This window comes from Chitinophaga sp. HK235 (assembly GCF_018255755.1).
Classification (GTDB): Bacteria; Bacteroidota; Bacteroidia; order Chitinophagales; family Chitinophagaceae; genus Chitinophaga.
The window spans coordinates 5,639,409-5,662,559 of sequence record NZ_CP073766.1; the positions used below are offsets into that span (position 1 = coordinate 5,639,409).

Annotated in this window: 21 protein-coding genes; 16 read left to right on the plus strand and 5 right to left on the minus strand. The window is 45.2% G+C overall.

Annotation, left to right across the window (positions count from 1 at the left end):
• Positions 1 to 93: 93 nt before the first annotated feature.
• Positions 94 to 1,017 carry an AraC family transcriptional regulator gene (locus KD145_RS21255; protein WP_113615733.1) on the plus strand — a complete coding sequence of 308 codons (924 nt, stop codon included), beginning with the start codon at positions 94 to 96 and terminating at the stop codon, positions 1,015 to 1,017.
• Between the two features lie 675 nt (positions 1,018 to 1,692).
• Here KD145_RS21255 and KD145_RS21260 read toward each other — a convergent pair.
• Positions 1,693 to 2,157 carry a PepSY-like domain-containing protein gene (locus KD145_RS21260; protein WP_212001479.1) on the minus strand — a complete coding sequence of 155 codons (465 nt, stop codon included), beginning with the start codon at positions 2,155 to 2,157 and terminating at the stop codon, positions 1,693 to 1,695.
• Between the two features lie 260 nt (positions 2,158 to 2,417).
• On the opposite strand from KD145_RS21260, the gene ileS reads away from it, so the two are divergent.
• Together ileS and KD145_RS21270 are read left to right on the plus strand one after the other, a co-directional pair.
• The gene (ileS, locus tag KD145_RS21265; protein WP_212001480.1) at positions 2,418 to 5,744 is read left to right on the plus strand and encodes an isoleucine--tRNA ligase; all 3,327 of its coding nucleotides are present in this window, start codon (positions 2,418 to 2,420) and stop codon (positions 5,742 to 5,744) included.
• A 6-nt stretch (positions 5,745 to 5,750) separates the two neighbouring features.
• Positions 5,751 to 6,791, plus strand: a complete 1,041-nt coding sequence (locus KD145_RS21270) for a TraR/DksA C4-type zinc finger protein (protein ID WP_212001481.1) — start codon at positions 5,751 to 5,753, stop codon at positions 6,789 to 6,791.
• 69 nt (positions 6,792 to 6,860) lie between these two features.
• Here KD145_RS21270 and KD145_RS21275 read toward each other — a convergent pair whose 3' ends face one another.
• Both KD145_RS21275 and KD145_RS21280 read right to left on the minus strand, forming a co-directional pair.
• Entirely contained in the window at positions 6,861 to 8,375 is a 1,515-nt protein-coding gene (locus KD145_RS21275; protein ID WP_212001482.1) for a glycosyltransferase, read from the minus strand.
• Positions 8,376 to 8,593: 218 nt separating this feature from the next.
• Positions 8,594 to 10,426 (minus strand): ABC transporter ATP-binding protein, encoded by a 1,833-nt coding sequence (locus KD145_RS21280; protein ID WP_212001483.1) that lies wholly within the window; start codon positions 10,424 to 10,426, stop codon positions 8,594 to 8,596.
• A 210-nt stretch (positions 10,427 to 10,636) separates the two neighbouring features.
• Here KD145_RS21280 and rbfA point away from each other — a divergent pair, with 210 nt between their 5' ends.
• Together rbfA and KD145_RS21290 are read left to right on the plus strand one after the other, a co-directional pair.
• Positions 10,637 to 11,017: a 30S ribosome-binding factor RbfA gene (rbfA, locus tag KD145_RS21285; protein WP_212001484.1), complete on the plus strand. Its 381-nt coding sequence runs from the start codon at positions 10,637 to 10,639 to the stop codon at positions 11,015 to 11,017.
• A 5-nt stretch (positions 11,018 to 11,022) separates the two neighbouring features.
• A complete protein-coding gene (locus KD145_RS21290) occupies positions 11,023 to 12,246 on the plus strand; it encodes an FtsX-like permease family protein (protein ID WP_212001485.1) in 1,224 nt (407 codons plus the stop codon).
• A gap of 97 nt (positions 12,247 to 12,343) precedes the next feature.
• Here the strand turns inward: KD145_RS21290 and KD145_RS21295 are convergent, their stop codons facing one another.
• Complete coding sequence (locus KD145_RS21295; RefSeq protein WP_212001486.1) at positions 12,344 to 13,180, minus strand: transketolase; 837 nt, start codon at positions 13,178 to 13,180, stop codon at positions 12,344 to 12,346.
• A 232-nt stretch (positions 13,181 to 13,412) separates the two neighbouring features.
• Here KD145_RS21295 and KD145_RS21300 point away from each other — a divergent pair, with 232 nt between their 5' ends.
• Both KD145_RS21300 and frr read left to right on the plus strand, forming a co-directional pair.
• Positions 13,413 to 14,474, plus strand: a complete 1,062-nt coding sequence (locus KD145_RS21300; RefSeq protein WP_249219493.1) for an MraY family glycosyltransferase — start codon at positions 13,413 to 13,415, stop codon at positions 14,472 to 14,474.
• Positions 14,475 to 14,606: 132 nt separating this feature from the next.
• The gene (gene frr, locus KD145_RS21305; RefSeq protein WP_212001489.1) at positions 14,607 to 15,170 is read left to right on the plus strand and encodes a ribosome recycling factor; all 564 of its coding nucleotides are present in this window, start codon (positions 14,607 to 14,609) and stop codon (positions 15,168 to 15,170) included.
• Between the two features lie 74 nt (positions 15,171 to 15,244).
• Here frr and KD145_RS21310 read toward each other — a convergent pair whose 3' ends face one another.
• Entirely contained in the window at positions 15,245 to 16,123 is an 879-nt protein-coding gene (locus KD145_RS21310; RefSeq protein WP_212001491.1) for a DMT family transporter, read from the minus strand.
• Between the two features lie 118 nt (positions 16,124 to 16,241).
• Here KD145_RS21310 and KD145_RS21315 point away from each other — a divergent pair, with 118 nt between their 5' ends.
• The 9 genes from KD145_RS21315 to KD145_RS21355 all read left to right on the plus strand — a co-directional run bounded on the left by KD145_RS21315 (position 16,242) and on the right by KD145_RS21355 (position 23,101).
• Positions 16,242 to 16,988 carry a PPK2 family polyphosphate kinase gene (locus tag KD145_RS21315; RefSeq protein WP_212001493.1) on the plus strand — a complete coding sequence of 249 codons (747 nt, stop codon included), beginning with the start codon at positions 16,242 to 16,244 and terminating at the stop codon, positions 16,986 to 16,988.
• Positions 16,989 to 17,065: 77 nt separating this feature from the next.
• Positions 17,066 to 17,485 (plus strand): large conductance mechanosensitive channel protein MscL, encoded by a 420-nt coding sequence (gene mscL / locus KD145_RS21320; RefSeq protein ID WP_212001495.1) that lies wholly within the window; start codon positions 17,066 to 17,068, stop codon positions 17,483 to 17,485.
• Positions 17,486 to 17,588: 103 nt separating this feature from the next.
• Positions 17,589 to 18,533 carry a DUF3078 domain-containing protein gene (locus tag KD145_RS21325; RefSeq protein ID WP_212001497.1) on the plus strand — a complete coding sequence of 315 codons (945 nt, stop codon included), beginning with the start codon at positions 17,589 to 17,591 and terminating at the stop codon, positions 18,531 to 18,533.
• A gap of 110 nt (positions 18,534 to 18,643) precedes the next feature.
• The gene (locus tag KD145_RS21330) at positions 18,644 to 19,435 is read left to right on the plus strand and encodes a ScpA family protein (protein ID WP_212001498.1); all 792 of its coding nucleotides are present in this window, start codon (positions 18,644 to 18,646) and stop codon (positions 19,433 to 19,435) included.
• A 4-nt stretch (positions 19,436 to 19,439) separates the two neighbouring features.
• Entirely contained in the window at positions 19,440 to 20,345 is a 906-nt protein-coding gene (locus tag KD145_RS21335) for a helix-turn-helix domain-containing protein (RefSeq protein WP_212001500.1), read from the plus strand.
• Positions 20,346 to 20,448: 103 nt separating this feature from the next.
• Positions 20,449 to 21,321 (plus strand): pirin family protein, encoded by an 873-nt coding sequence (locus KD145_RS21340; RefSeq protein WP_212001502.1) that lies wholly within the window; start codon positions 20,449 to 20,451, stop codon positions 21,319 to 21,321.
• Positions 21,322 to 21,367: 46 nt separating this feature from the next.
• Entirely contained in the window at positions 21,368 to 21,892 is a 525-nt protein-coding gene (locus tag KD145_RS21345) for a YceI family protein (RefSeq protein WP_212001504.1), read from the plus strand.
• A gap of 26 nt (positions 21,893 to 21,918) precedes the next feature.
• Positions 21,919 to 22,548, plus strand: coding sequence for an NAD(P)H-dependent oxidoreductase (locus KD145_RS21350; protein ID WP_212001506.1), 630 nt, complete (start codon positions 21,919 to 21,921; stop codon positions 22,546 to 22,548).
• Positions 22,549 to 22,690: 142 nt separating this feature from the next.
• Complete coding sequence (locus KD145_RS21355; protein ID WP_212001508.1) at positions 22,691 to 23,101, plus strand: OsmC family protein; 411 nt, start codon at positions 22,691 to 22,693, stop codon at positions 23,099 to 23,101.
• Positions 23,102 to 23,151: the final 50 nt, after the last annotated feature.

A 23,151-nucleotide genomic window follows, 5' to 3' on the forward strand; every position in this document is an offset into this window, starting at 1 on the left:
TATGTTAGGAATGCTTTGTAAGTGTATTGTCAAAATACATTTGATTTAAAATTGAAGTGTTAAATTTGTCCCGGTTTTAAAACATCAGGTAAAGTGAAAGAAATTCAGGAAATACTGGCATTAGCCATTCCGCAGCCCGCCATGAGCGACCAGCTTCAGCTGGCGGAGGAGGATAGCGTGACGGTTCCGGATTGCCTGGACTTTACATTGCAGCGCTTTGTGTACGACAAGCCGCTCCCGGTGGAAGACGTAGCCATGGTAGTATACCAGCCGGCTAAAAGAGGGCAGTCCGCCGCAATAGAACTGCGCTATTGTGTTGCCGGCAGCAAATATTGTAAAAATCCCGCCTGCACCGACCAATTGTGTGCAGAGGGCAACAAGGAAGCCTGTAAAGACAAGGTCCCTTCAGTAGACCTTATCACCGTCAGGTTTCAACCAGCATTCATTCAGTCACTTCAGAAAAATACGACTTCTTTCTCTCTTTTTGAGAATCAGTCCCGTAAGCCATTTGTGAAAACCATCCAGCCCTGCACCAAATCCAAGTCAGTACTGGAAACCATGGTACATCACAACTATGATGGCATCCTGAAGAATATCTTTTTGCAGAGCCGGGCACTGGACCTGCTGTTGTACAGCTCAGACCAGTTCATGCAGAACGATCCCGACGAACGCTACGGTTGCCGCTTTCTGACGCATCTGGAAGACCGGGAAAAAATTGAAAAAGCCAGAAGTATCTTACTGGAGCAGCTGGACTCTCCTATCACAATCCGTGATCTGGCCCGCAAAGTGGCCATGAATGAATGTTACCTGAAAAAAGGCTTTAAAGCCATGTACGGTACCACCATTTACGACTATTTCCAGAAAGAAAGGATGGAAAAGGCCAAGGGGTTGCTGTATGAAAAAGGGATGTCAGTTTCCGAAGTGGCCATGCTGATGGGGTATTCCTGCATCTCCCACTTCTCTACTGCTTTCAAAAAACATACAGGACTTAAACCTTGTGAATTGTTACTTCGTTGATTATCAAAGTATTAAGAGTTTGAAAATGCTGGCAGGACTTTTACCTGTCAGCATTTTTTTTTGCAATTTCCCGCTTTGATCATTTCTTTTCCCGAATTGAAAAGCCAGGGCGGAATTATCGTTGTTATTTTGTGTCAACGAAACGATAGCAGATATCTATCTGCTGTTCCTCACAAGCTTCCTTATTAGATTTGACCATGGGAAGAGACTTGGCTGGCAGTTAAAAATGTAAAGCCATAAATTTTAGACTTGCGTATCAAACACCAAGGGAACACAAGTACAATTGCCAGAGAAGTTTTTTACCAGATTTTATAAAGTCGCCTTGCTTTTGCGGGGCGACTTTTTAATTTGTCCGGATCGTTATCGTATATCTGTTGAAGAAAGACTTCCAGGAGTATGCCCGCAAAAATCACTTAAACAGAACCGTAGTCCGTTTACTACAGCCATAACGACAGGAGTCCTGCCAGCCAGCTTGTCTGCCATACTGTTACTATACTGCAGTGAAAAAGGGAAATGATATAAAAGTCAATACCAGTGGATCTTGGGGCTTGTTGTTACCTGCTTACCATTAGGAAAGCAGTATCTGCCATGGGGTGTATGTAAAATGAAAAAACCCCGCCCAAAAGAGCAGGGTCTGTCCTATTTATCCCTATACCTATGAAATACAAATTTGAATTATTCAGTGACGGTGCCGGCTTCGTTCAACAACACTGCTTTCTCTGCACCATTGTCCTGAATGTTTACTTTATAGTAAGCAGCCACATCTGCTCTTTCAATTTTCCAGCCATCTTTTATGGTGGCAGCCGGATATTTTGCTTTCAGTGTACCAGCCACTGATCCCGGCAGTGTTTGTGCATCGTAGGTGCTTCTGGTGGATATCCATTTTCCATCTGCATCATACTCTGCTGTGGTTTGTATATTGTCTTTGAGGAAACCGACGCTCCAGTGACCAGCACTAGTTTTGGTCCATTTCGCATCTGTAGTTCCGGCAAAGGCCTGATCAAAAGAACTTTTAACGGTTGCAGGTGCCTCCACCTTTTTCGCAACGGTTTTTGTTTTTTTAACTGATTTTTTTTGCTGTGCAAAAGTTATGCCGGAAGTAATCAATACTGCACAAAAAATTAACGTCAACTTTTTCATAATCAGATATGGTTTTTATCCGCGTTGGGTTAAAATTAAAACTTAGGTTTTTCCTTTTTCTTTCCGGCAAAGAGCTAAAACAATGCCAAAAACGTAAATTAAATACTCTTTATTGTAAATTACCAGAAAATTTACGAAAAATATTTTAAATGCTCCGTTTTTGGGTAAGTTGCCCCTTTAGGTGCCGCCGTATTTTCTTAACTTCGCACAATTTTAATCAATTATTGTCTTATTAACATCAAAGGGCGGGGAATTGTTTTATGTCCAGCAAATATCAGGAATATAACCAGCTGAATTTACCTCAGATAGAGAAAGATATACTGCAGCAATGGGAGCTTGACCAGGCTTTTGAAAAAAGCGTGGAAGTGCGGGAAGGCGCTGCTCCATTTGTGTTTTATGAAGGACCACCCAGCGCCAACGGCCTGCCGGGCATTCACCACGTTATTTCACGTACCCTGAAAGACCTGGTATGCCGCTATAAAACCATGCAGGGTTTCCAGGTAAAACGCAAGGGCGGATGGGACACTCATGGCCTGCCGGTAGAGCTGGGCGTGGAAAAAAGCCTGGGTATTACCAAGGAAGATATCGGAAAGAAAATCTCTATTGCGGAATATAACGAGACCTGCCGTAAAGAAGTACTGAAATATAAGGATAAATGGGACGACCTTACCCGTAAAATGGGATATTGGGTAGACCTGAAAGATCCGTACATCACTTTTGATAATAAGTATATTGAATCCCTCTGGTGGAGCCTGCAGACACTGTATAAGAAAGGACTACTGTATAAAAGTGTCAGCATTCAGCCTTATTCACCAGCAGCAGGAACCGGCCTCAGTTCACACGAACTGAACCAGCCTGGTACCTATAAAGATGTGAAGGATACCACTGTGGTGGCCATGTTTAAGGCAAAACAAGCTGAAAATTCACAGTTTTTGTTTGATGCGGCCGATTCTCCGGAAGTTTTCTTCCTGGCCTGGACCACTACTCCCTGGACATTACCCTCCAACCTGGGCCTCACCGTTGGTGCTAATATAGAATATGTGCTGGTGAGCACATTCAACCAATATACCCATCTCCCGGTAAACGTGGTGATGGCAAAGGTACTGCTTGGGAAATATTTTAAGGCCGAAGGAGAAAATGCTGATTTCGCTGCTTATAAGGAAGGTGACAAGGTGATCCCTTGGAAAATCCTGACCAGCTTCCAGGGCAGCAAGCTGGAAAATATCCGCTATGAGCAACTGCTGCCATATACTCAGCCGGAAGAAGGCGATCCGTTCCGTGTAATCCTGGGTGACTTCGTTACCACGGAAGATGGTACTGGTATCGTGCATACCGCTCCTGCTTTTGGTGCAGATGACAACCGCGTTGGTAAAAAATATGGTATCGGCATTCTGACACTGGTTGACCGTGAAGGTAAATTCACTAACAACGTAGGAGAATTCTCCGGTAGGTATGTTAAAAATTACAAAGATGATCCCGACTATAAAGATGTAGACGTAGACATCGCTGTAAAACTGAAGAAAGAAAACAGAGCCTTTAAGGTAGAAAAATACGAACACACCTACCCTCACTGCTGGCGTACAGACAAGCCGGTATTATATTACCCGCTGGATGCCTGGTTCATCAGGACCACTGCGCTGAAAGACCGGATGGTGGAACTGAACAAAACCATCAACTGGAAACCGGCATTTACCGGTACCGGTCGTTTTGGCAACTGGCTGGAAAACATGGTGGACTGGAACCTGAGCCGCAGCCGCTATTGGGGTACTCCTTTGCCAATCTGGCGTACAGAAGATGGCAGCGAGGAAATATGTATCGGCGGTATTGACGAACTGAACACGGAAATCCGCAAAGCCAATGAAGTTTTGGGTGGTGATGTCAATAAATCCTATCTGCACGAAGGTATCCTGGACCTGCACAAACCTTATGTGGATGAAATCATCCTGGTGAGCCCATCCGGTAAGCCTATGCGCCGTGAGCCCGACCTGATAGACGTATGGTTTGATAGCGGAGCGATGCCTTATGCTCAGTGGCATTATCCATTTGAGAATAAGGAATTGCTTGAGAAGGGAGAAGCTTTCCCGGCTGATTTTATTGCGGAAGGTGTTGACCAGACCCGTGGCTGGTTCTATACGCTGCATGCGCTCGGTGTAATGCTTTTCGATAGTGTTGCCTATAAAACAGTTGTTTCCAATGGTCTGGTGCTGGATAAAAACGGCCAGAAGATGAGTAAACGCCTCGGCAACGTGGTGAATCCATTTGAAACAATTGAACAGTTTGGTGCTGATGCCACCCGCTGGTATCTGATCACCAATGCTTCCCCATGGGACAGCCTGAAGTTTGACGTGAAAGGAATTGGCGAAGCCCAGCGTAAGCTCTTCGGTACCCTGTACAATACATACAATTTCTTCGCTATGTATGCTAATCTTGATAAGTTTACATTCAGGGAAGCATATATACCATTGGAAGAGCGTCCCGAAATAGACCGTTGGATTATTTCTGTGCTTAACACCCTGATAAAGGATGTGACCAGCAATTTTGATGATTACGAGCCTACTCAGGCGGGCAGGGCTATTGAAACTTTTGTGGATGAGCACCTGAGCAACTGGTACGTGCGTTTATGCCGTCGCCGGTTCTGGAAAGGGGAATATGGCCAGGACAAAATCAGTGCTTACCAGACATTATACGAATGTTTGGAAAAAATTACACAATTGATGGCCCCGGTTTCCCCATTCTTCACAGACTGGCTGTTTAACAACCTCAACAAGGTTAGTGGACGTCATAAGGTGGAATCCGTTCACCATACTGATTTCCCGGTATCCAACCCGGCCGCGGTCGATGCAGATCTGGAAGAGCGGATGCAGCTGGCCCAGGATATCTCATCACTGGTATTATCCTTGCGTAAGAAGGTGAATATCAAGGTTCGGCAGCCTTTACAGAAGGTCCTGATTCCTGTTTCCGGTAATCACATGCAGGTACAACTGGAAAAAGTAGAGGATCTGATAAAAAGTGAGGTAAATGTCAAAGGGATTGATTATCTTACCGAAACGGAAGGTTTTATCAAGAAAAAGATTAAACCTAACTTCAAGTCGCTCGGAGGCAAAATGGGAGCAAAAATGAAAGCAGTTGCTGCTGCTATCAGTGCGTTTACAGATGCAGATATCGCCTCCATTGAACGAGACAGCCATTTCAACCTGGCAGTAGAAGGAGAACAGATACAGATACAACTCTCTGATGTTGAGATAATTTCCGAAGATATTCCTGGATGGACAGTTGCAAATAAAGGTGCTTTAACAGTAGCGCTTGATATTACCATTACAGAACAGCTGCTGGATGAAGGTAATGCCAGGGAGCTGGTAAACCGCATTCAGAAAATCAGAAAAGATAGCGGCTTTGAACTGACTGACAGAATTAAAGTGGCTGTAGAGAGCGTAGACTCGCTCAAATCGGCGATTATAAACTATAATAACTATATTTGCACGGAAATTTTGGCAGATAGCTTGGATTTAGTGGAGCAATTACAGGGCGGAACTGAAATAGAGGTGAATGACCTTAAATTTAATGTATTAGTTAACAAAAAAAGCTAATCCCCCATGGCAACAAAAAAGAAGGTTGCTAGTAAATCGACCCAAAAGGTAGCTCAGTCAATTAAAGCTGTAGCCCAGAAGGTGACGACTGCAAAAAAGGCCGCCCAACCTGCCCCAGCCAAAAAGGCTGCGCCCGCTGCTTCTAAAAAAGCAGCCGCCAAAAAAGCAGTGGAGAAGCCAGCAGCTAGCAAAGCCGTTGCCCAGGCCGCAGCCAAAAAAACTGCCGCTACCCCCAAAAAGGCTCCTGTAAACAGTAAAACATCGTCCGTCCCGAAAGTTGCTGTACCTGCAAAAACGACCGTTAAAAAAGAGCCTGCTGTAAAGCAGCAAGTGGTCACTAAAAGTGTTGCCGCAGAAAAAGAGAAACCATTAATTTCTAAGTCAGAAGAAAAAGAACTTAAAACAATGGCAGTAAAGAAAGCAGATACTAAGGAACAAGTTGCTAAGGAAAAAGAATCCACTAAAAAAGCAGCCGAAAAACCTGCGGTAAAAGCAGAAAAATCAGCTAAATCCGAGAAGTCCGAGAAGCCCGAGAAAACAGAAAAACCGGAAAAGGCTGAAAAAGCTGAGAAAACCGAAAAAACAGAGAAAAAAGGTGGAAAACCTGCCCAGGTAGCTTACCAGCCTGAATTTACCAAATCAGTGCTGGACCAGCCAGAACCATCTGCAGGCCCCCTCTACAGATATAGTGATGCAGATTTACAGGAGTTCAGGGAACTGATCCAGAAAAAACTGGAGTTCGCTAAAAAAGAACTGGTGTATCTGCAAGGACTTATCACCCGCAGAGATGAAGCGGGTACCGATGATACCGAAAACAAATACATGAGCATGGAAGATGGCAGTGGCTCCCAGGAAAGAGAACAACTCAATCAGATGGCCAGCCGTCAGATCCAGTTCATCGATCACCTGGAAAAAGCCATGGTACGCATCGAAAACAAAACTTACGGTATTTGCCGCGTAACCGGTAAACTGATCGATAAAGCTCGTCTCAGAGCTGTTCCTCACGCTACTTTAAGTATTGAAGCCAAACTGGCAAAAAGTAAATAAAAAATATTACTATAAACGAAAAAGGGATTTGAATATTCAAATCCCTTTTTCGTTTATAGACTATTGTTATTAACAACGTTCTTTTTGTTTACTGCGCATCTGACGCATGGCAAAATATACTAACCCCGCTCCTGCCAGTCCTACCAGACTACCAATACCAATGTTTCTGGCCTGTTTCTTACTGATAGCCGGCAATCTGATACCAAACTTTTTCTGCTGGCTTGCAGGCGCAATATCCAGCAGTGGTGCTAATGACAAGCCTGTAATGATTTTGTCGGCAACCTTTTCTACATATGCCCGTTGATACTGTGGACAAAACGCAACACCAATACCGGCTTCCATTAATAGTTGGGTGTCCTGTTTGCCGTCGCCTACGTAAATAATGTTCTGCGTGTGGATCTTGTATTGTGACGCAACATAAGGCAGGATGGCACTTTTACGATATTCACCGTCCTGCAGGAAATAATCCGGTATCGTTAGTTCACCGGTAGCAACACTGTTGACCAGGTGTAACTTGTTGGCCAGTACGAAATCCATCCCCAGTTTGTTTTTAATGTGCCGGGCTACCATTCCGAATCCATCGGTGATCAGTCCACAGGCATACCCTCTTTTCTTCAGTTCCTGCACTACCTCGCGGATGCCCGGTACCAGCGGAATAGCATCTGCTACTTCCAGTAGTTCCGCAATATTGCGGCCTTCAAAAAGCGCAGCTATTTGATGTAAGCGTGTAGCCGTGTCCGTTTCCTCTGCTAAAATTTTCTGCAGAGCTTCCTCCTGATCAAAAGCAATGGCAGCCCACTGAAAATAGTTTTGTGTAAATACAGCATGGTCCAGGTTGAGGATAACCATCTTCTGCATTTTGTCGATAGACTCCAGGATGGAGTATTCCATCTGTTCCCTGATCAGGTTGATATTACCCAGTGTTTCCAGGTTTTCCTGCGGGATATTTTCTGCTTTGCGCAGGATGGTGCGGGATACTTCCCGCGACATTTTACTAAGCTGTTCCCAGGTCTGCATTGCGTTTTCCACTTTGCCGATATTGGCTTCCACAATACGCGCACCCAGGTGGTGCATGTCAATCAGCAAACCAATGTCTACCCCATAATCATTTTCGAATTGTACGCTGGAGAGAAGTGATTTGCGGCCGGCAATCATTCCGCTGAGTGGCTGCTGAAAATGGGCGAGATCCGGATACAGGATGCTCAACAGTGGTTTGGCCACCAATTGTGTGACCCTGCCCGCTTGTCTTTCAAAGTAGGATTTGACAAAGTCAGCTTCATCGCGCTCGATCGGACCGGTCAACAGCTCTACAATATTATCCGGATAAGTTAGAATATCACCGTCTACATAAGCGATAATTTCATGTTTGGCGGCCATCATGCCTTCCCGCATGGAGATGCCTTTGCCGCGCTGGCTACTGGTAATGACTCTTACATCCTCCTTCATGGCCTCTTCTACTGTGTTGTCAGTAGAATTATCGTCCACCACAATAATCTCAATTTTGCGGCTTGTTTTTTTAACGGTTTTTATTACCTGGCGTATGGTTGCCCCTTCGTTTAATACAGGAATTACGATAGAAATCATAGGAGTTCGCTATGTTAAAAGGTTAAAGAATACAAGAGCTGCAAAGAGCTGGTTGGCATTATCAAGGGAGGGTATAACAAAAACGATACCAAAAAGGGGGTGGAGATGTAGGCCAGATGGGGATTTTGGGTTATTAATGAATTACGAATTACGAATTGTGATGAATCAGAAAAGGTTCAATTGATTACCATAATTCGTAATTCGTAATGCGCGTAATTTTATTTAAACTCCTGCATTTCCACCAGTTTTTGGTAGATGCCTTCGTGGGTAAGCAGGTCTTCATGGGTGCCTCTTTCTTTTATTTCACCCTGGTCCATCACGATGATTTCGTTGGCATGCTGGATCGTGCTCAAACGGTGTGCAATCACAATGGTGGTACGGTTTTGCATCAGTTGATCGAGAGCGGACTGCACCAGTTTTTCGGATTCAGTATCGAGTGCGGAAGTAGCTTCGTCCAGTATCAGGATGGGAGGGTTTTTAAAGATGGCCCTGGCAATGGTAAGGCGCTGACGCTGGCCACCGCTCAGTTTGAGGCCGCGGTCTCCTATTGGAGTATCGTATCCGTTTTCCAGCTGTTCAATAAATTCATGTGCGTTGGCAATCTTTGCAGCATGGATCACGGCTTCCCGGTCTGCTTCCGGATGTCCGAAAGCAATGTTGTTAAACACAGTATCATTAAACAATACAGCCTCCTGTGATACGATTCCTATCAGTGAACGCAGATCATTCAGCCGGAGGTCGCGTATATCGGTGCCGTCTATACGAATAGCTCCTTCGTTGACATCATAGAAACGGGGCAGCACATCGGCCATCGTTGATTTACCGGCGCCACTGCGGCCTACCAATGCAATCATCTGGCCTTTGGGAATGGTTAGCTTCACATCTTTCAGCACATAATGCTGGTCATATTTAAAGGAAATATGATCATATTCAATTTTATCATCGAAAGCATGGATGGCTTTGGCATTGGGTTTTTCCTGAATAGCCACTGGTGCATCGACAATATTAAAGATACGCTCGCTGGCCACCATGCCACGTTGCATGGTAGTGATGGCGGTAGAAATGTTTTTCGCCGGCTGCATGATCTGGGAATAAAAAACCAGGTAGGTCATGAAAGTGGCGCCGGTGAGCAGATCGCTGCCATGCAGTACCAGGGTGCCACCATAGATCACCAGTACAATCACCACCATCACCCCCAGGATCTCAGATACCGGGGAAGCCAGTTCCCGCTGGTTGAACATGGATTTGCTGACTTTAACAAAACGATGGTTTACGTCACCAAATTTTTTCTGCATAAAAACGGCGGCAGTAAAGGATTGTATGATACGAATACCTCCCAGTGTTTCTTCTGATACATTCAGGATCTTGCCCAGCAGCTCCTGGCTGAACCATCCTTTCTGTTTCAGTTTCTTGGAAATGTAGGAAATCAGTGCGCCGGATATAGGGAAAAATATGATGGTGAACAGGGTCAGTTTAACGGAGAGGTAAAAGAGTGCCGCGAAGTAACCGATAATAATAAAAGGATCGCGTAATAACACCTGGATGGAGTTTACCACGGAGCCTTCTACTTCCTGTACATCGTTGGTCATAACAGAGAGCAGATCGCCTTTCTGTTTTTCGCTGTAATAGCCCAGGGACTGTTCAGTATATTTTTTATAGATATCGGTCCTGAGCCGGGAGAGCATGGTCATTTTCATCCGGGTCACCACGCGGCCGCTCATGTAGCGTCCGAGGTTGGCGATGGTGATACATACACCAATGACAGCACAAACGAAGTACAGTGCACTTTCTTTGGAGCCGCTGCTGCGGATGAAATAATTGAAATAGTAATTAAAAAGATCGATAAAGTAGGTGATGGTCAAGGAAAAAGACGGACGGGGCAATATTTCCGGTGTGTTGGATACCTGGTTGAATATGACGTTCAGCAACGGGATCAGCATGGCGAAATTGACCATGCCAAAAACGATACCGATGATGGTATAAATCACATATTCCGGAATATAATGGTGCAGGGGGGTGGCATATCCCAGTAATCGCTTGAAAGTCTTCATTCCTGATGCTTTTACACTTGCTTTTTGTTAGCATGCAAAAATAGTATAATTAAGCGACCCCTTGCCGGCAATTCGCCCAATCTTTCCGGGAAATGGTTAATTTCGCATATAACAGAGCTGTTGGGAGCAGCAGCCTGATTGGGCGCTGTGCGGTAAATATATTATTATTGTGCATATGGGCTGTATTTCTAACGATTAAAACTGAATGCGATGCAGGAAACTAAAAGGCAAAAGCAAATTGGACAATTAATACAGGAGGAACTGAGCGATGTGTTTCAGCGGATGGGGTTTAACGTGGTAGAGGGTGGAATGATTTCCATTGCTGCTGTGAAAATGACGCCTGACCTGCTGGAGGCTAAGGTTTACCTGAGCATGTTCCAGATAAAGTCTCCGGAAGACATGCTGGAACGTATAAAAGAGAGAATGGGCGAAATTAAAAAGGCCCTTGGGTTAAGAGTGGGCAAACAACTTCGTCGTATGCCTGAGCTGACTTTTTTCCTCGATGATACGCTGGATTATGTGTTTAAGATGGAAGAGCTCTTTAAGAAAATCAAGGAAGACGATTCCCATATCAAAGGGGATAATAAGTAAAATGTATGGTCTGGCAGTTTGCTTCCCGTTACTTCAGGGCTAAAAAATCGACCAATGCCATCAATATCATTGCCTGGGTAAGTGTGGCTGCCATTGCGATAGGAACAGGCGCGCTGATTGTAATTTTAAGCGTGTTCAACGGATTTGAGGGCCTTGTTAAATCCCTGTATTCTTCTTTTTACCCTGCAATCAAGGTGGCCCCGGCCACGGGCAAAACGATTTTGTTATCGCCTGCACAACTGCAGGCTATCGGTCGTACGCCCGGAGTGGCTGGTTATTCTGAAGTAGTGGAGGAAAAAGCGGTGTTGCGTTACGGAGATGAGCCCACTATTGCCATCCTGAAGGGGGTAGACAGTAATTACAACATAGTAACGGATGTTAAAAGCAATATCGTCCGGGGGCGTTTTGATATAGGAGATGAAACGGCTTACCGGGCAGTAATGGGACTGGAGCTGGAAGGTGCATTGGGTGTAGACGTGGTGCATAGTCTGGCCCCGGTGACTGTTTATGTACCACGCAGAAAGGTGAATGCTTTTGTTACCCCGGAAGATGCTCTGAATAATGGGGTGCTTTACCCTGTTGGTACTTTTGCTATCCAGCAGGAATTTAACAGCAAATATGTTATTACCCATATCGATTTTCTGCGGAAGTTGCTGGAAATGGCGCCTAATGAAATGTCGGCACTGGAAGTGGCTGCCAGCCCGGGTACCGATCAGAATCTGCTGAAAAAACGGCTGCAGCAGCTGCTGGGTGGGCAGTACAAGGTACAAACCCGGTATGAACAGAACCAGTCACTCTACGCGATTATGCAGACAGAAAAATGGGCAGTGTATGTGATCCTCAGTTTTATTATGATCATTGCCGCTTTTAACATGATCGGGTCTTTATATATGCTGGTTATAGAGAAAGAGAAGGATATTACCATCCTGAAAGCAATGGGTGCCCGTAAGTCGCTGGTTATGAGGATATTTTTGGCTGAAGGGTTGATTATAGCGGGTATCGGGACCTTGTTGGGTTTTGTATTAGGGGGTGGTTTCTGTCTGATTCAACAGCATTTTGGTATTATCAAACTGGAGGGGACTTCCTTTCTGGTAGATGCTTATCCTGTGAGCATGCACCTGGCTGATTTTGGGCTGGTGTTTATTACCATTCTGGTGATTGGTCTGGCGGCTAGCTGGTATCCTGCGAGAAGAGCGGCGGAGGAAGCTATTACGTTAAAGGCTACTTGATAAATAGAACAGTCAGGATATAATGTATATAAAAAGCAAAGGAGCGAAGATGATTCGCTCCTTTGCTTTTTATCTTTAAAGTTTTGTTGTTCGGTCATTAATAATCACCCAGTGTTTCCGGCAGTTGAGCCAGTGCTTTGGCGAGTTGTTCATCGCTGGGGGCGATACCATGCCATTCGTGGTGGCCTTCCATGAAGTCAACTCCTTTGCCCATTACGGTCTTCATGATGATAGCGATAGGTTTGCCTTGTCCGGTGAGGCTTTTGGCTTTTTCCAGGGTCGCTACGGTGTCGTTCATATCATTACCGTCCATGTGGAGGATGGTCCATCCGAAGGTTTCGAATTTGGCTGCTACATCACCAAGGCCGGCTACAGCGTCGGTGGTGCCGTCGATTTGCTGGCCGTTGAGGTCTATGGTAATAATCAGGTTGTCTACTTTATGGTGTGGAGCAAACATAGCGGACTCCCAGATTTGTCCTTCTTCCAGTTCACCGTCACCATGGAGGCAGAAAACAATGCCTTTATCGTTGTTCAGTTTTTTGCTCAGTGCGGCGCCGATGGCTACGCTCATGCCCTGACCGAGGGATCCTGAAGCCATGCGTACACCCGGGAGGTGTTCGTGTGTGGTAGGGTGGCCCTGGAGGCGGGTGTTTAATTTGCGGAACGTAGCAAGTTCTGTTACCGGGAAATAACCGGAACGGGCCAACGCGCTATAGAAAACAGGGGAAATGTGCCCATTGGAGAGGAAGAAAAGGTCCTGATCACGGCCGTCCATGTCAAAAGGCTGTGGCGTATGCTTCATAACCTTAAAATAGAGTGCAGTAAAGAAATCTGCGCAACCTAGAGAGCCACCGGGGTGACCACTTTGAACGCCATGTACCATTCGTACAATATCTCTTCTAACCTGGGTAGCAATATCCTGAAGCTGTGGCATGATACTTGATGATTTTTGTGCCGCAAAACTAATTGAATTTCTAGATTTGTGGCGTTGAATGTTGTTTTTGCGATCTCAAAGTATTAAAAATCCTGATTTTTTTAGCGTTTCTTTTACACATTTCATTGAAATTAATATCTTTGCAAAATAAGCCCCACTAATGGAGAATGTTTTAATTGCTACCGTCCTAAGCTTTGTTGTAACCTATTTTTCAATTCCAATACTGATTAAAGTGGCGGATTTGAAACACCTATACGACGAACCGGACGAAAGAAAAACGCACAAACAACGCATACCAACGCTCGGGGGAATCGGTTTTTTCTCAGGGTTTATTATTGCTGCTGCGGTATGTGTTCCAACCTTACAGAATTCGCCATTTCAGTATATGATGGCAGCCTTTTTTATCATCTTCATGGTGGGAATGAAAGATGATATCGTAGGCCTTTCTCCGTTAAAAAAACTGATAGGTCAGTTAGTGGCTTCCTTCGCAATTATCTATCTGGGTAATCTGCAGATCAACAGCATGTATGGTTTTCTGGGTATTACCACCCTTCCTGCTAATATCAGCCTGATGCTCACCTACTTTTATTTTATTGTGGTGATCAACTCCTTTAACCTGATAGACGGGGTGGACGGACATGCCGGCAGTATTGGTTTGCTGGTAAGTGCGATCCTGGGTGCCTATTTCCTGCATGTAGGTGAAATCACTTATGCTGTACTGGGTTTTGCCCTTGCCGGCGGCCTGGCCAGTTTCCTGATTTACAATATTTCCCCTGCCCGTATTTTTATGGGCGACACTGGCTCCCTGCTGATCGGACTAGTGAATGCGGTATTGGTACTGAAATTTATTGAAGTTGCCGGTAACCCTGCCAGTAAAATGCCAGTGGGTGCTACTCCTGCAGTTGCCATTGCTATCCTCATCGTACCGCTTTTTGATACCCTGAGGGTATTTGCTGTGCGTATGCTGCGGGGAAGATCTCCTTTTTCTGCAGACCGGAACCATATCCATCACTACTTGCTGGACCTCAAGCTGGACCATAGACAAACTACCCTGGTATCCGTAGCAGTGAACACTATCTTTATTGCTGCTGCTTTTATGCTCCAGGGGCTGGGTTCCACCGTTCTGACAATGCTTGTAGTGGGTGCCGCTACCGTTTTTACCGGTATCCTGTATATGGCCCGCAAACGGAAACAAGCCCTTCAGCCAGCTGTTGCCATCTCTCAACCGGCTAACAGCGTCGCTCCTCCCAAAATACTAAGGGTTACTACCGAAGGTGTGTTACAGGACAAATAACATCCCTGGCGATATCTATACCTTTACAACGATTGCGGATGTAAAGCAGCATTTCTAATGCCATTCTTGTATCTGTCACTTTGACGATTAAAAGAAATCCTGTAGGTTTGCAGGCACTTAACTATTTATGTTATGCAAGACGATCTAACGCTTATCATGGATGATGCAGCTGACTCGATGGCTAAAGCAGTCGGGCACCTGGAGCTGGAACTCACAAAAATAAGGGCGGGTAAAGCAAACCCCCAGATACTGGACGGTATTGCCGTGGATTACTATGGCTCCCCTACTCCGCTTAACCAGGTAGCAAACGTAAGTATAGCGGATGCACGTACCCTGACCATTCAGCCCTGGGAAAAAAATATGCTGCAACCTATCGAAAGGGCTATTATCGCATCCAACATTGGTCTTAACCCTCAGAATGATGGTGTCATTATTCGCCTTTTCCTTCCGCCACTCACTGAAGAAAGAAGGAAAGAGTTTGTGAAAAGGGTTTATAATGAAGGGGAACAGGCTAAAGTAGCAACCAGGAACATCCGTCGCGATGCGATTGAAGGTATCAAGAAATTGCAGAAAGATGGCTTGAGTGAAGATACTGCGAAAGGTGCAGAAGCAGATATTCAGGCACTGACCGACAAATACATCGTACAGATAGACAAACACTGCGAAGTGAAAGAAAAAGAGATCATGGCTGTCTAAAACAGTTATTGTATCAGACAAACTTATAAAAACAGCGGAGAGGCCGGTAGTATGGTCTCTCCGCTGTTTTAGTATCAGGAGGCCGTTTTAGCCCGATTGACCATATAAACCCCCAACAGAATAATACCCATACACAACACCTGTACCCAGGTAATCGGCTCATGGGCCAGTAATCCCCAGCCTATAGCCACTACCGGTAACGCATAAGTGACCATCGAGGCAAACATAGAGCCCGCACGTCTGATCAGCAGATAAAATAATACAGCTGCCACACCGGTGCCCATCACCCCTAATATCAATCCTGCCGACAATGAACGCCATGGGGCATGATCTGTCGCAAACTGGGGAAAAAAGTCACTAAACCACAATATGGGAAAGGTGATCAGTCCACAAAAAAACATAGCAATAGATCCTAGTTGCAACGAGCCGAATCCCTTCAGGTAATGATGTACCAGACTGATGTTGGTACCATAGCTGATAGTAGCCACCACCACCAGCAGGCTATAATACCAGTGGCCGCCGGCGCTGATGCCCTTGGAGCTGAAAAGCAGCACTACACCCAGTAAACCAACACATACTCCCGTTAGCTGTGCTTTTTTGATAGGGCTTTTGAAAAGGATTAAACCTGTCAGCAGTGCCATCAGTGGTGTCAAAGAGTTGAGAATACCGGCCAGGGAGCTGTCTATTTCTGTTTCTGCCACGCAGAAAAGAAAAGCCGGAAGCCCATTGCCCAGTAAGCCGGAGAGAAAAATGACCGGCAATTTGTTGACCGGCGTTTGCCGGAGAGCTTTGGGAAGGAAGGGTAACAAAGCCACACCGGCAGCTACCAGTCTTAAGCTGGCTACCTGATAGGGTGTAAATGATTCCAGTCCGATCTTCATTAAGATAAAAGAGCTACCCCAGGTGAGGGATAGCAACAGAAAAACACCCCAGTGGGCAAATTTTTGGTTCAAAGCGGCATTTTTTAAGACTACAAAGGTGAGAATATAACCGTACTGCGCAAAATATAAATCATCCGATACAACACTTCTGGACTGATTTTGTTAAATTCATTGACAAAGAGTTTAATCCATGAGTAAGATCAAGTTGTCAGCCATCAGTACTACCGCACCTAAAAAAGTAGACAAGGAAAAAATAAAAGCCGCCACACAGGAAATTTTACAGGAACTGGACGAGTTGCAAAATCTGTTATATGCACAACACCAACATTGCATATTGATGGTTATTCAGGGAATGGACGCCAGTGGAAAAGATGGTGTTATCAAGAATGTAACCGGTACCCTGAACCCGCAAGGTGTAATGGTACATTCCTTTAAAGCACCTACTGCCGAAGAAGCAGACCACGATTTTTTATGGCGGGTACACCTGCATGCGCCAGCAAAAGGAATGATCCAGGTATTTAACCGATCCCATTATGAAGACATATTGATACAGAGAGTACACAAATGGATCGACGATAAAATGGCCCGTAAACGAATGGAGGCTATTAATGATTTCGAGAAGCTGCTTTCAGTCCACAACAACACAACGGTGCTTAAATTTTACCTGCATGTATCACAGGAAGCTCAACAGCAAAGGCTGATAGAACGGACAGAAGATCACCGGAAAATGTGGAAGTACAATGAAAATGATTTTGAAGAAGCCAAACTTTGGGACCAGTATATGGACGCCTATGAAGATGCTTTCAAATATTGTAACGATATTCCGTGGACGATCGTACCGGCAGACCATAACTGGTACAAGGAATATATGGTGGCACTAACGCTAAGGGATACACTGAAATCGCTGAACATGAAATATCCCCGGTTAAAGAAATAATACACTAATAATTAAGCTGTTCCGCGATTAAACGCTATTTTCGTCGTCTTATTTTAACCAAAATAAAACCTTGCATTATGTCATTCATCAAAGAGTTTAAGGAATTTGCCATGAAGGGCAATGTGATGGATCTTGCTGTGGGTGTGATCATTGGAGGCGCTTTTGGAAAGATTGTTACATCGCTGGTAGATAACATCCTGATGCCACTCGTGGGCTTATTTACACACGGCAAAAATTTCAACGATTATTTTGTGTTGCTGGATACAAGCAAGGGGGACATTCAAACCCTGGCAGATGCCAAAGCCAAAGGAGTAGCGGTATTCGCATATGGTGCCTTCATCCAGAGTATCATCGACTTCCTGATTATCGCTTTCTGTATCTTTATCCTGGTGAAGTTTATGAACAGAATCAACAGAAAGCAAGAGCCAGCTCCGGCAGAACCCACTGCACAGGAAAAACTGCTCATGGAGATCCGTGATGAGTTGAGGAAAAAATAATTATCCGCTTATATCCCTCGCAGCATTCAGCCTCACCCTTTCCCGGGAGTGACGCTGGATGCTGCGTTTATATGTTTATGTTAATCAAAAAAAAGATACATTGATGAGAAAATTTACTTTGTCCATTGCCTGTTGTTTATTGTGTTTTATGGTAGTACGGGCACAAAACGACTGGATAAAGACCCAACGGGAGGAAACCTCCAAAAAAATCAAGAAAGATGATAAGGATACTTCTACCCGGATATGGAGAAAAGGCCTGAACCTGAACGTGAATATTAATCAGGGAACGCTGACCAACTGGGCTGCCGGTGGTGACAATTTCTCCTTTTCCCTGGGTTCCACCGTATATGCCTGGGCGTTTTACAAAGAAGGTCGCCGCGCATGGGACAACGTAGCCGACCTGGCTTATGGATACATTAATACAACCAGCCTGGGCGGTCGTAAAAGCGATGACCGTATAGACCTCACCTCCAAATACGGCTATGATATCGGCCGGCATTGGTATGTAAGCGGACTGGTAAACCTCCGGACGCAGTTTACCAACGGTTATCTGTATTCTTCAGACACTACTCCGCAGCTGACTTCCAAATTCTTTGCCCCGGCTTATGTGTTATTATCTCCCGGTTTTGACTATAAACCAGTGCCTGAATTCTCTTTGTTCCTTTCCCCGGCTACTTCCCGCTTTGTTTTTGTGGCAAACGATCTCCTGTCCAAACAAGGGGCTTATGGTGTAGATACCGGTAAATACTTTAAATATGAAATTGGTGCTTACCTGTCTGCCAACTATGTAAAAACAGTGGTTAAAAATGTGACCTACAAAGGCCGGCTGGACCTGTTCTCCAACTATCTTCACAACCCGCAGAACATCGTAGTGTTTTTTACCAATGCGTTTGAACTGAAGGTGAACAAGTATCTTTCCGCTGTGCTCAACGTAGATATGATATATGATGATAATGTAAAAGTGTTTGAAAACAAGAAAACAGGCGTGATGGGGCCCCGATTGCAGGTGAAACAGGTAATAGGGGTGGGTTTTGCCGCTAAGTTCTGATTAGCCGGAATTTTGTTATTTTTGATATTACACAGGCGCGAAGGCGCAAGGCAACAAAAGGTTTTTGCGTTCTTGCTGCTTTGCGCCTTTGTGTGAAAAAACATCATTAAGTGAGCGAACAGGTTTCCTACAAAATAAAATTACCGCAGTTTGAGGGTCCTTTTGACCTCCTGTTGTTCTTTATAGAACGTGATGAGCTGGATATCTACAACATTCCTATCAATACCATTACGCAGGAATTTCTGCAGTACATTCATGATATCGAATCGTTGAACATCGAGCTGGCCAGCGAGTTTATCCTTTTTGTATCAACACTGATGCGTATTAAGGCTAAAATGCTGTTGCCCCGCAAGGAACTGGACGAGCAGGGGAATGAAATAGACCCACGGATGGAGCTGATAGACAAGATCCTGGAATACAAGCGGTATAAGCAGGCTGCGGCAGAGATGGCAGAAATGGAGGCTGAAAGGATGCTGCATATCAAACGTGGTAATATTGCAAAGGAGCTGGCAGAAATCGGGGAAGTAACCAGTGAAGGAACGGAAATTCAGACCCTGACTCTGTTTAAGCTGGCACAGACTTTTGAAAAGGTTATTCAGCGCATGAAAGCGCGCGATCATAAGCCCCAGCACGTGGTATACAAATATGATTATACCATGGAAGGCTCCAGGATGTACATGGAAGAGCTTGCCCGGGCAGAACGTACCTTGTCGTTTGAAAAAATATTTGATCACTGTAAAGACAGGGTCCATGCCATTTTCCTGTTCCTGAGTATGCTGGAACTGGTACAGATGAAGCACCTGGGCATTATGGTGGGAGAAGGCAGAAATAACTTTATTATAGATTACATTGATCCGGAAAACAGGGAGGAAGAGCCTGCCGGTACTTTAACTGAGGAATAAACAGATGGCGGAGAAACGTGAAAATATCGGGATCATTTCTTTGCCGGCTTATGCGCAGGCAGATCCATCCTTTGTGGTGTCTGGCCTCTGTGAGCTGGGAGAAACCTTTTTTGACCAGGCCGGCGTGCCCCACCGGCACGATTTCTATACCATCTACTGGATCAAACGGGGATCGCTGTTGCATACCATCGATACCGTAACCCATGTGGTAAAACGGAACACCTTGTTTTTCCTCGCACCCGGTCAGGTACATAAGTTACAGATGAGTGAGCGCATCGAAGGGTATATGATCGCCTTTCAGGATGCTTTTATGTGTCTGAAAGACCAGACTCAGGTGTCCGGCATTAATTCAGGCCTCTTTTTCAATGACCAGTTCAGCAGTGTGATCACACTGGATCAGGATCAATCTGCTGATATTGAAGCCATTGTGCGTCTGATGCTGAAAGAACTGAATACCCGGGAGCCTGAATATGAAATGGCCCTTCATGGACTGCTGCGTTATTTCCTGGTACTGGGGTCCCGTATCAAAGGCCGCAGCGTGGCCATCCCACCGGAACAGCATGCTATGCACAACAGTTCCATCTTCCTGAAATTCAAAAACCTGATCGAAGAAAAATATCACGAACTAAAGACCGTATCTGACTATGCCGGTCTGCTCCATATAAAACCCGTGTTGCTCAACGAAATCAGCAAACAGCTGTCTGGTATCACTGCAGGAGAGCACATCCGCAACAGGGTCATCCTGGAGGCGCAGCGCTATCTTTATAATACCGACCTCACCGCCAAGGAAATTGCCTATAAGCTTGGGTTTGATGACCCACATTATTTCAGCCGCTTCTTTAAGAAATACACTTCCCAGAGTCCTTCCGAATTTAAAGAAGCCTCCCGCTCTGTCAGCCACCAGGTCTGATTTTTACCCTTCCCCAAAAAAAGTCCATCAGGTAAGACGTTTTATCCATTCTATTTAGGTGTTGCAACATGTAGTTTTGTATTGTCTTTTAAAAGGAGGCAATATGAAAAATACAAAACATGTCAGTCAGATTTTAATAGCACCAGCACCGCATATGGTGGGCGATGGATTCAGAGTACAGAGTGTTCTGCCAGGCGGTACCCGCACACAGAACAATAAAGTAAGCCCTTTCATTCTGATGGACTACGGTGCACCATCCTACTTCCCCCCTACCAACAGGCCAAGGGGAGTAGATCAGCATCCGCACAAAGGATTTGAAACAGTAACTGTCGTATACCAGGGAGAACTGGAACACCGCGACTCTACAGGCAGCCATGGTAAACTGGCCCCCGGTGATGTACAGTGGATGACTGCTGCTGCTGGTATTGTGCATGAAGAAAAACATGAAACCGAGTTCAGCAAACGTGGTGGGAAAGTGGAAATGGCACAGCTGTGGGTGAATTTGCCTAAAGCATTTAAAAATCATCAGCCTGGTTACCAGAACCTGACCAAAGCCGAAATACCGGTTATAAAAGTAAGTGAAGAAGGATATGTAAGAGTGATCGCAGGGGAATATAACGGTACCAAAGGCGCAGCCAGGACTTTCTCTCCGGTAAATGTACTCGATGTGAAACTGAAAAAGGGAGATACCATTGATGTGGCTTTCCCGCAGCACTTCAATACCCTGGCAGTGGTATTGCACGGAGAAGCTGACTTCAACGGCAACGCTGCCAAAGGTGTGGAAACCGTATTCTTCGAACAGGATGGCACTGATATTACCGTCACTGCCCTGGAAGATACCAGTCTGCTGATCCTCAGCGGTGAACCTATCAACGAGCCTATTGTGGCCTATGGTCCTTTTGTGATGAATACGCCGGAAGAGATCAATGAAGCCATCAACGACTACAATGCCGGTAAAATGGGCTTCCTGAATTAATCTTAACAAACAAACATTATCAATAAACAACTAAACACACAATAATATGACTACCTGGAAAATTGATCCTACCCATAGCGACGTGCAATTTAAAGTGAAGCACCTGATGATCACTACTGTTACCGGCCAGTTCCAAACATTTGATGCAAGCATGGAAACAACCGGTGATGATTTCAGCAGCGCTAATATTTCTTTCAGTGCAGATATCAACAGTATCACTACTCAGAACGCACAGCGTGACCAGCACCTGCTGGCGGGCGATTTCTTTGAAGCAGATAAATATCCCAAACTGCTGTTTGTTTCCAAAGAAGTGAAAAAAATAGATGCCGAAAACTATAAACTGATCGGTGATCTGACTATCCGTGACAATACCCGTCCGGTAGAACTGAAAGTAGAATTTGGTGGTGAAGTAGTGGACCCATGGGGACAAACCAAAGCCGGATTTGAGCTCAGTGGTAAAATCAACCGTAAGGACTTCGGTCTGATGTTTAACGCAACCACAGAAACAGGCGGTGTATTGCTGAGTGATGAAGTGAAACTGCTGGCCAGCGTACAAATGATTAAACAATAACCAGGAACAATAATAAAGACACGATCATGGATATCTTAGAGAAACTGGAATGGCGTTATGCCGTGAAGAAATTTGATAGCACCAGAAAACTGAGTGCTGCTCAGCTGGACAGGCTTACAACCGCCACACGGCTTTCTGCCTCTGCTTATGGCCTGCAGCCTTACAAAATGCTGGTCATTGAAAACCCTGCCATCAGGGAAAGACTGAAGGCCGCATCCTGGAACCAGCCACAGATCACTGATGCATCACATCTGGTAGTGTTTGCCAGAATGAGCAATCTGAACGGAACTCACGTAGACGATTATACGAATAATATAGCAGCTGTCCGCAATATCAATCCGGAAGATCTCGCAGGATTTAACGGTATGATGAAAGGGACTATTAACAGCCTGGATGAAATAGGAATAGCCGCGTGGACTTCCAAACAGGCTTATCTGGCACTGGGCACATTGCTTACTGCTGCAGCTGCAGAAGGTATCGATGCCTGCCCTATGGAGGGTTTCGATGCTGCTCAATACGACGAGATTTTAGGCCTGAAAGAAAAAGGACTGGCTACAGTAGTGATTGCGGCCATTGGTTTCAGAGCGGAAGATGATGTTATGCAACACGCAAAGAAAGTAAGGAAACCGATAGCTGAATTAGTAGAATTAATCTAAGGCGGCAAGCAAGGTATTAACGGACATAACCTGACGGATATACCCGTCAGGTTATTTATTTTAATCACGATAATCCTGTTTATTTTTGTAATTTGAGGCCTCTCACGGATTAATCACCTCAAATTTATAAAAGCACTATAATATGAAAAGAACTGCAACTGCCAATTGGCAAGGCACCGGTAAAGAAGGAAAGGGTACACTGACTTCCCAGTCTACTGTATTAAACAACACACAGTACTCTTACAGCAGCCGTTTTGAAGAAGGCGTTGGTACCAATCCTGAAGAGCTGGTTGCTGCCGCCCATGCCGGCTGTTTCACTATGAAACTGAGCTTCGTAATTTCCGGTGCAGGTTTAACGCCAGGCAGTATCGATACCAAATGCACCATCACCCTGGAAAACGGCGCTATTACCTCCAGCCATCTGGAAGTGAAAGCCAGTGTTCCCGGACTGGATGCAGCTAAATTTGCTGAAATGGCCGCTGATGCAAAAGCAAACTGCCCCATCAGCAAACTGCTGAACACCACCATCACTATGGACGCTGTACTGGTATAACCGGAACAATAAAATTTATGGGAATGCAGCGGTTTTCCGCTGCATTTTTT

What these genes read in the sequence shown, in the direction of transcription:
- KD145_RS21315 (WP_212001493.1), top strand. Translation starts at nt 16,242, where the DNA reads ATGAGTAAGATCAAGTTGTCAGCCATCAGTACTACCGCACCTAAAAAA.
- KD145_RS21355 (WP_212001508.1), top strand. Translation starts at nt 22,691, where the DNA reads ATGAAAAGAACTGCAACTGCCAATTGGCAAGGCACCGGTAAAGAAGGA.
- KD145_RS21345 (WP_212001504.1), top strand. Translation starts at nt 21,368, where the DNA reads ATGACTACCTGGAAAATTGATCCTACCCATAGCGACGTGCAATTTAAA.
- KD145_RS21260 (WP_212001479.1), bottom strand. Translation starts at nt 2,157, where the DNA reads ATGAAAAAGTTGACGTTAATTTTTTGTGCAGTATTGATTACTTCCGGC.
- frr (WP_212001489.1), top strand. Translation starts at nt 14,607, where the DNA reads ATGCAAGACGATCTAACGCTTATCATGGATGATGCAGCTGACTCGATG.
- KD145_RS21295 (WP_212001486.1), bottom strand. Translation starts at nt 13,180, where the DNA reads ATGCCACAGCTTCAGGATATTGCTACCCAGGTTAGAAGAGATATTGTA.
- KD145_RS21280 (WP_212001483.1), bottom strand. Translation starts at nt 10,426, where the DNA reads ATGAAGACTTTCAAGCGATTACTGGGATATGCCACCCCCCTGCACCAT.
- KD145_RS21350 (WP_212001506.1), top strand. Translation starts at nt 21,919, where the DNA reads ATGGATATCTTAGAGAAACTGGAATGGCGTTATGCCGTGAAGAAATTT.
- KD145_RS21335 (WP_212001500.1), top strand. Translation starts at nt 19,440, where the DNA reads ATGGCGGAGAAACGTGAAAATATCGGGATCATTTCTTTGCCGGCTTAT.
- KD145_RS21340 (WP_212001502.1), top strand. Translation starts at nt 20,449, where the DNA reads ATGAAAAATACAAAACATGTCAGTCAGATTTTAATAGCACCAGCACCG.
- KD145_RS21275 (WP_212001482.1), bottom strand. Translation starts at nt 8,375, where the DNA reads ATGATTTCTATCGTAATTCCTGTATTAAACGAAGGGGCAACCATACGC.
- KD145_RS21270 (WP_212001481.1), top strand. Translation starts at nt 5,751, where the DNA reads ATGGCAACAAAAAAGAAGGTTGCTAGTAAATCGACCCAAAAGGTAGCT.
- KD145_RS21325 (WP_212001497.1), top strand. Translation starts at nt 17,589, where the DNA reads ATGAGAAAATTTACTTTGTCCATTGCCTGTTGTTTATTGTGTTTTATG.
- rbfA (WP_212001484.1), top strand. Translation starts at nt 10,637, where the DNA reads ATGCAGGAAACTAAAAGGCAAAAGCAAATTGGACAATTAATACAGGAG.
- KD145_RS21290 (WP_212001485.1), top strand. Translation starts at nt 11,023, where the DNA reads ATGGTCTGGCAGTTTGCTTCCCGTTACTTCAGGGCTAAAAAATCGACC.
- ileS (WP_212001480.1), top strand. Translation starts at nt 2,418, where the DNA reads ATGTCCAGCAAATATCAGGAATATAACCAGCTGAATTTACCTCAGATA.
- mscL (WP_212001495.1), top strand. Translation starts at nt 17,066, where the DNA reads ATGTCATTCATCAAAGAGTTTAAGGAATTTGCCATGAAGGGCAATGTG.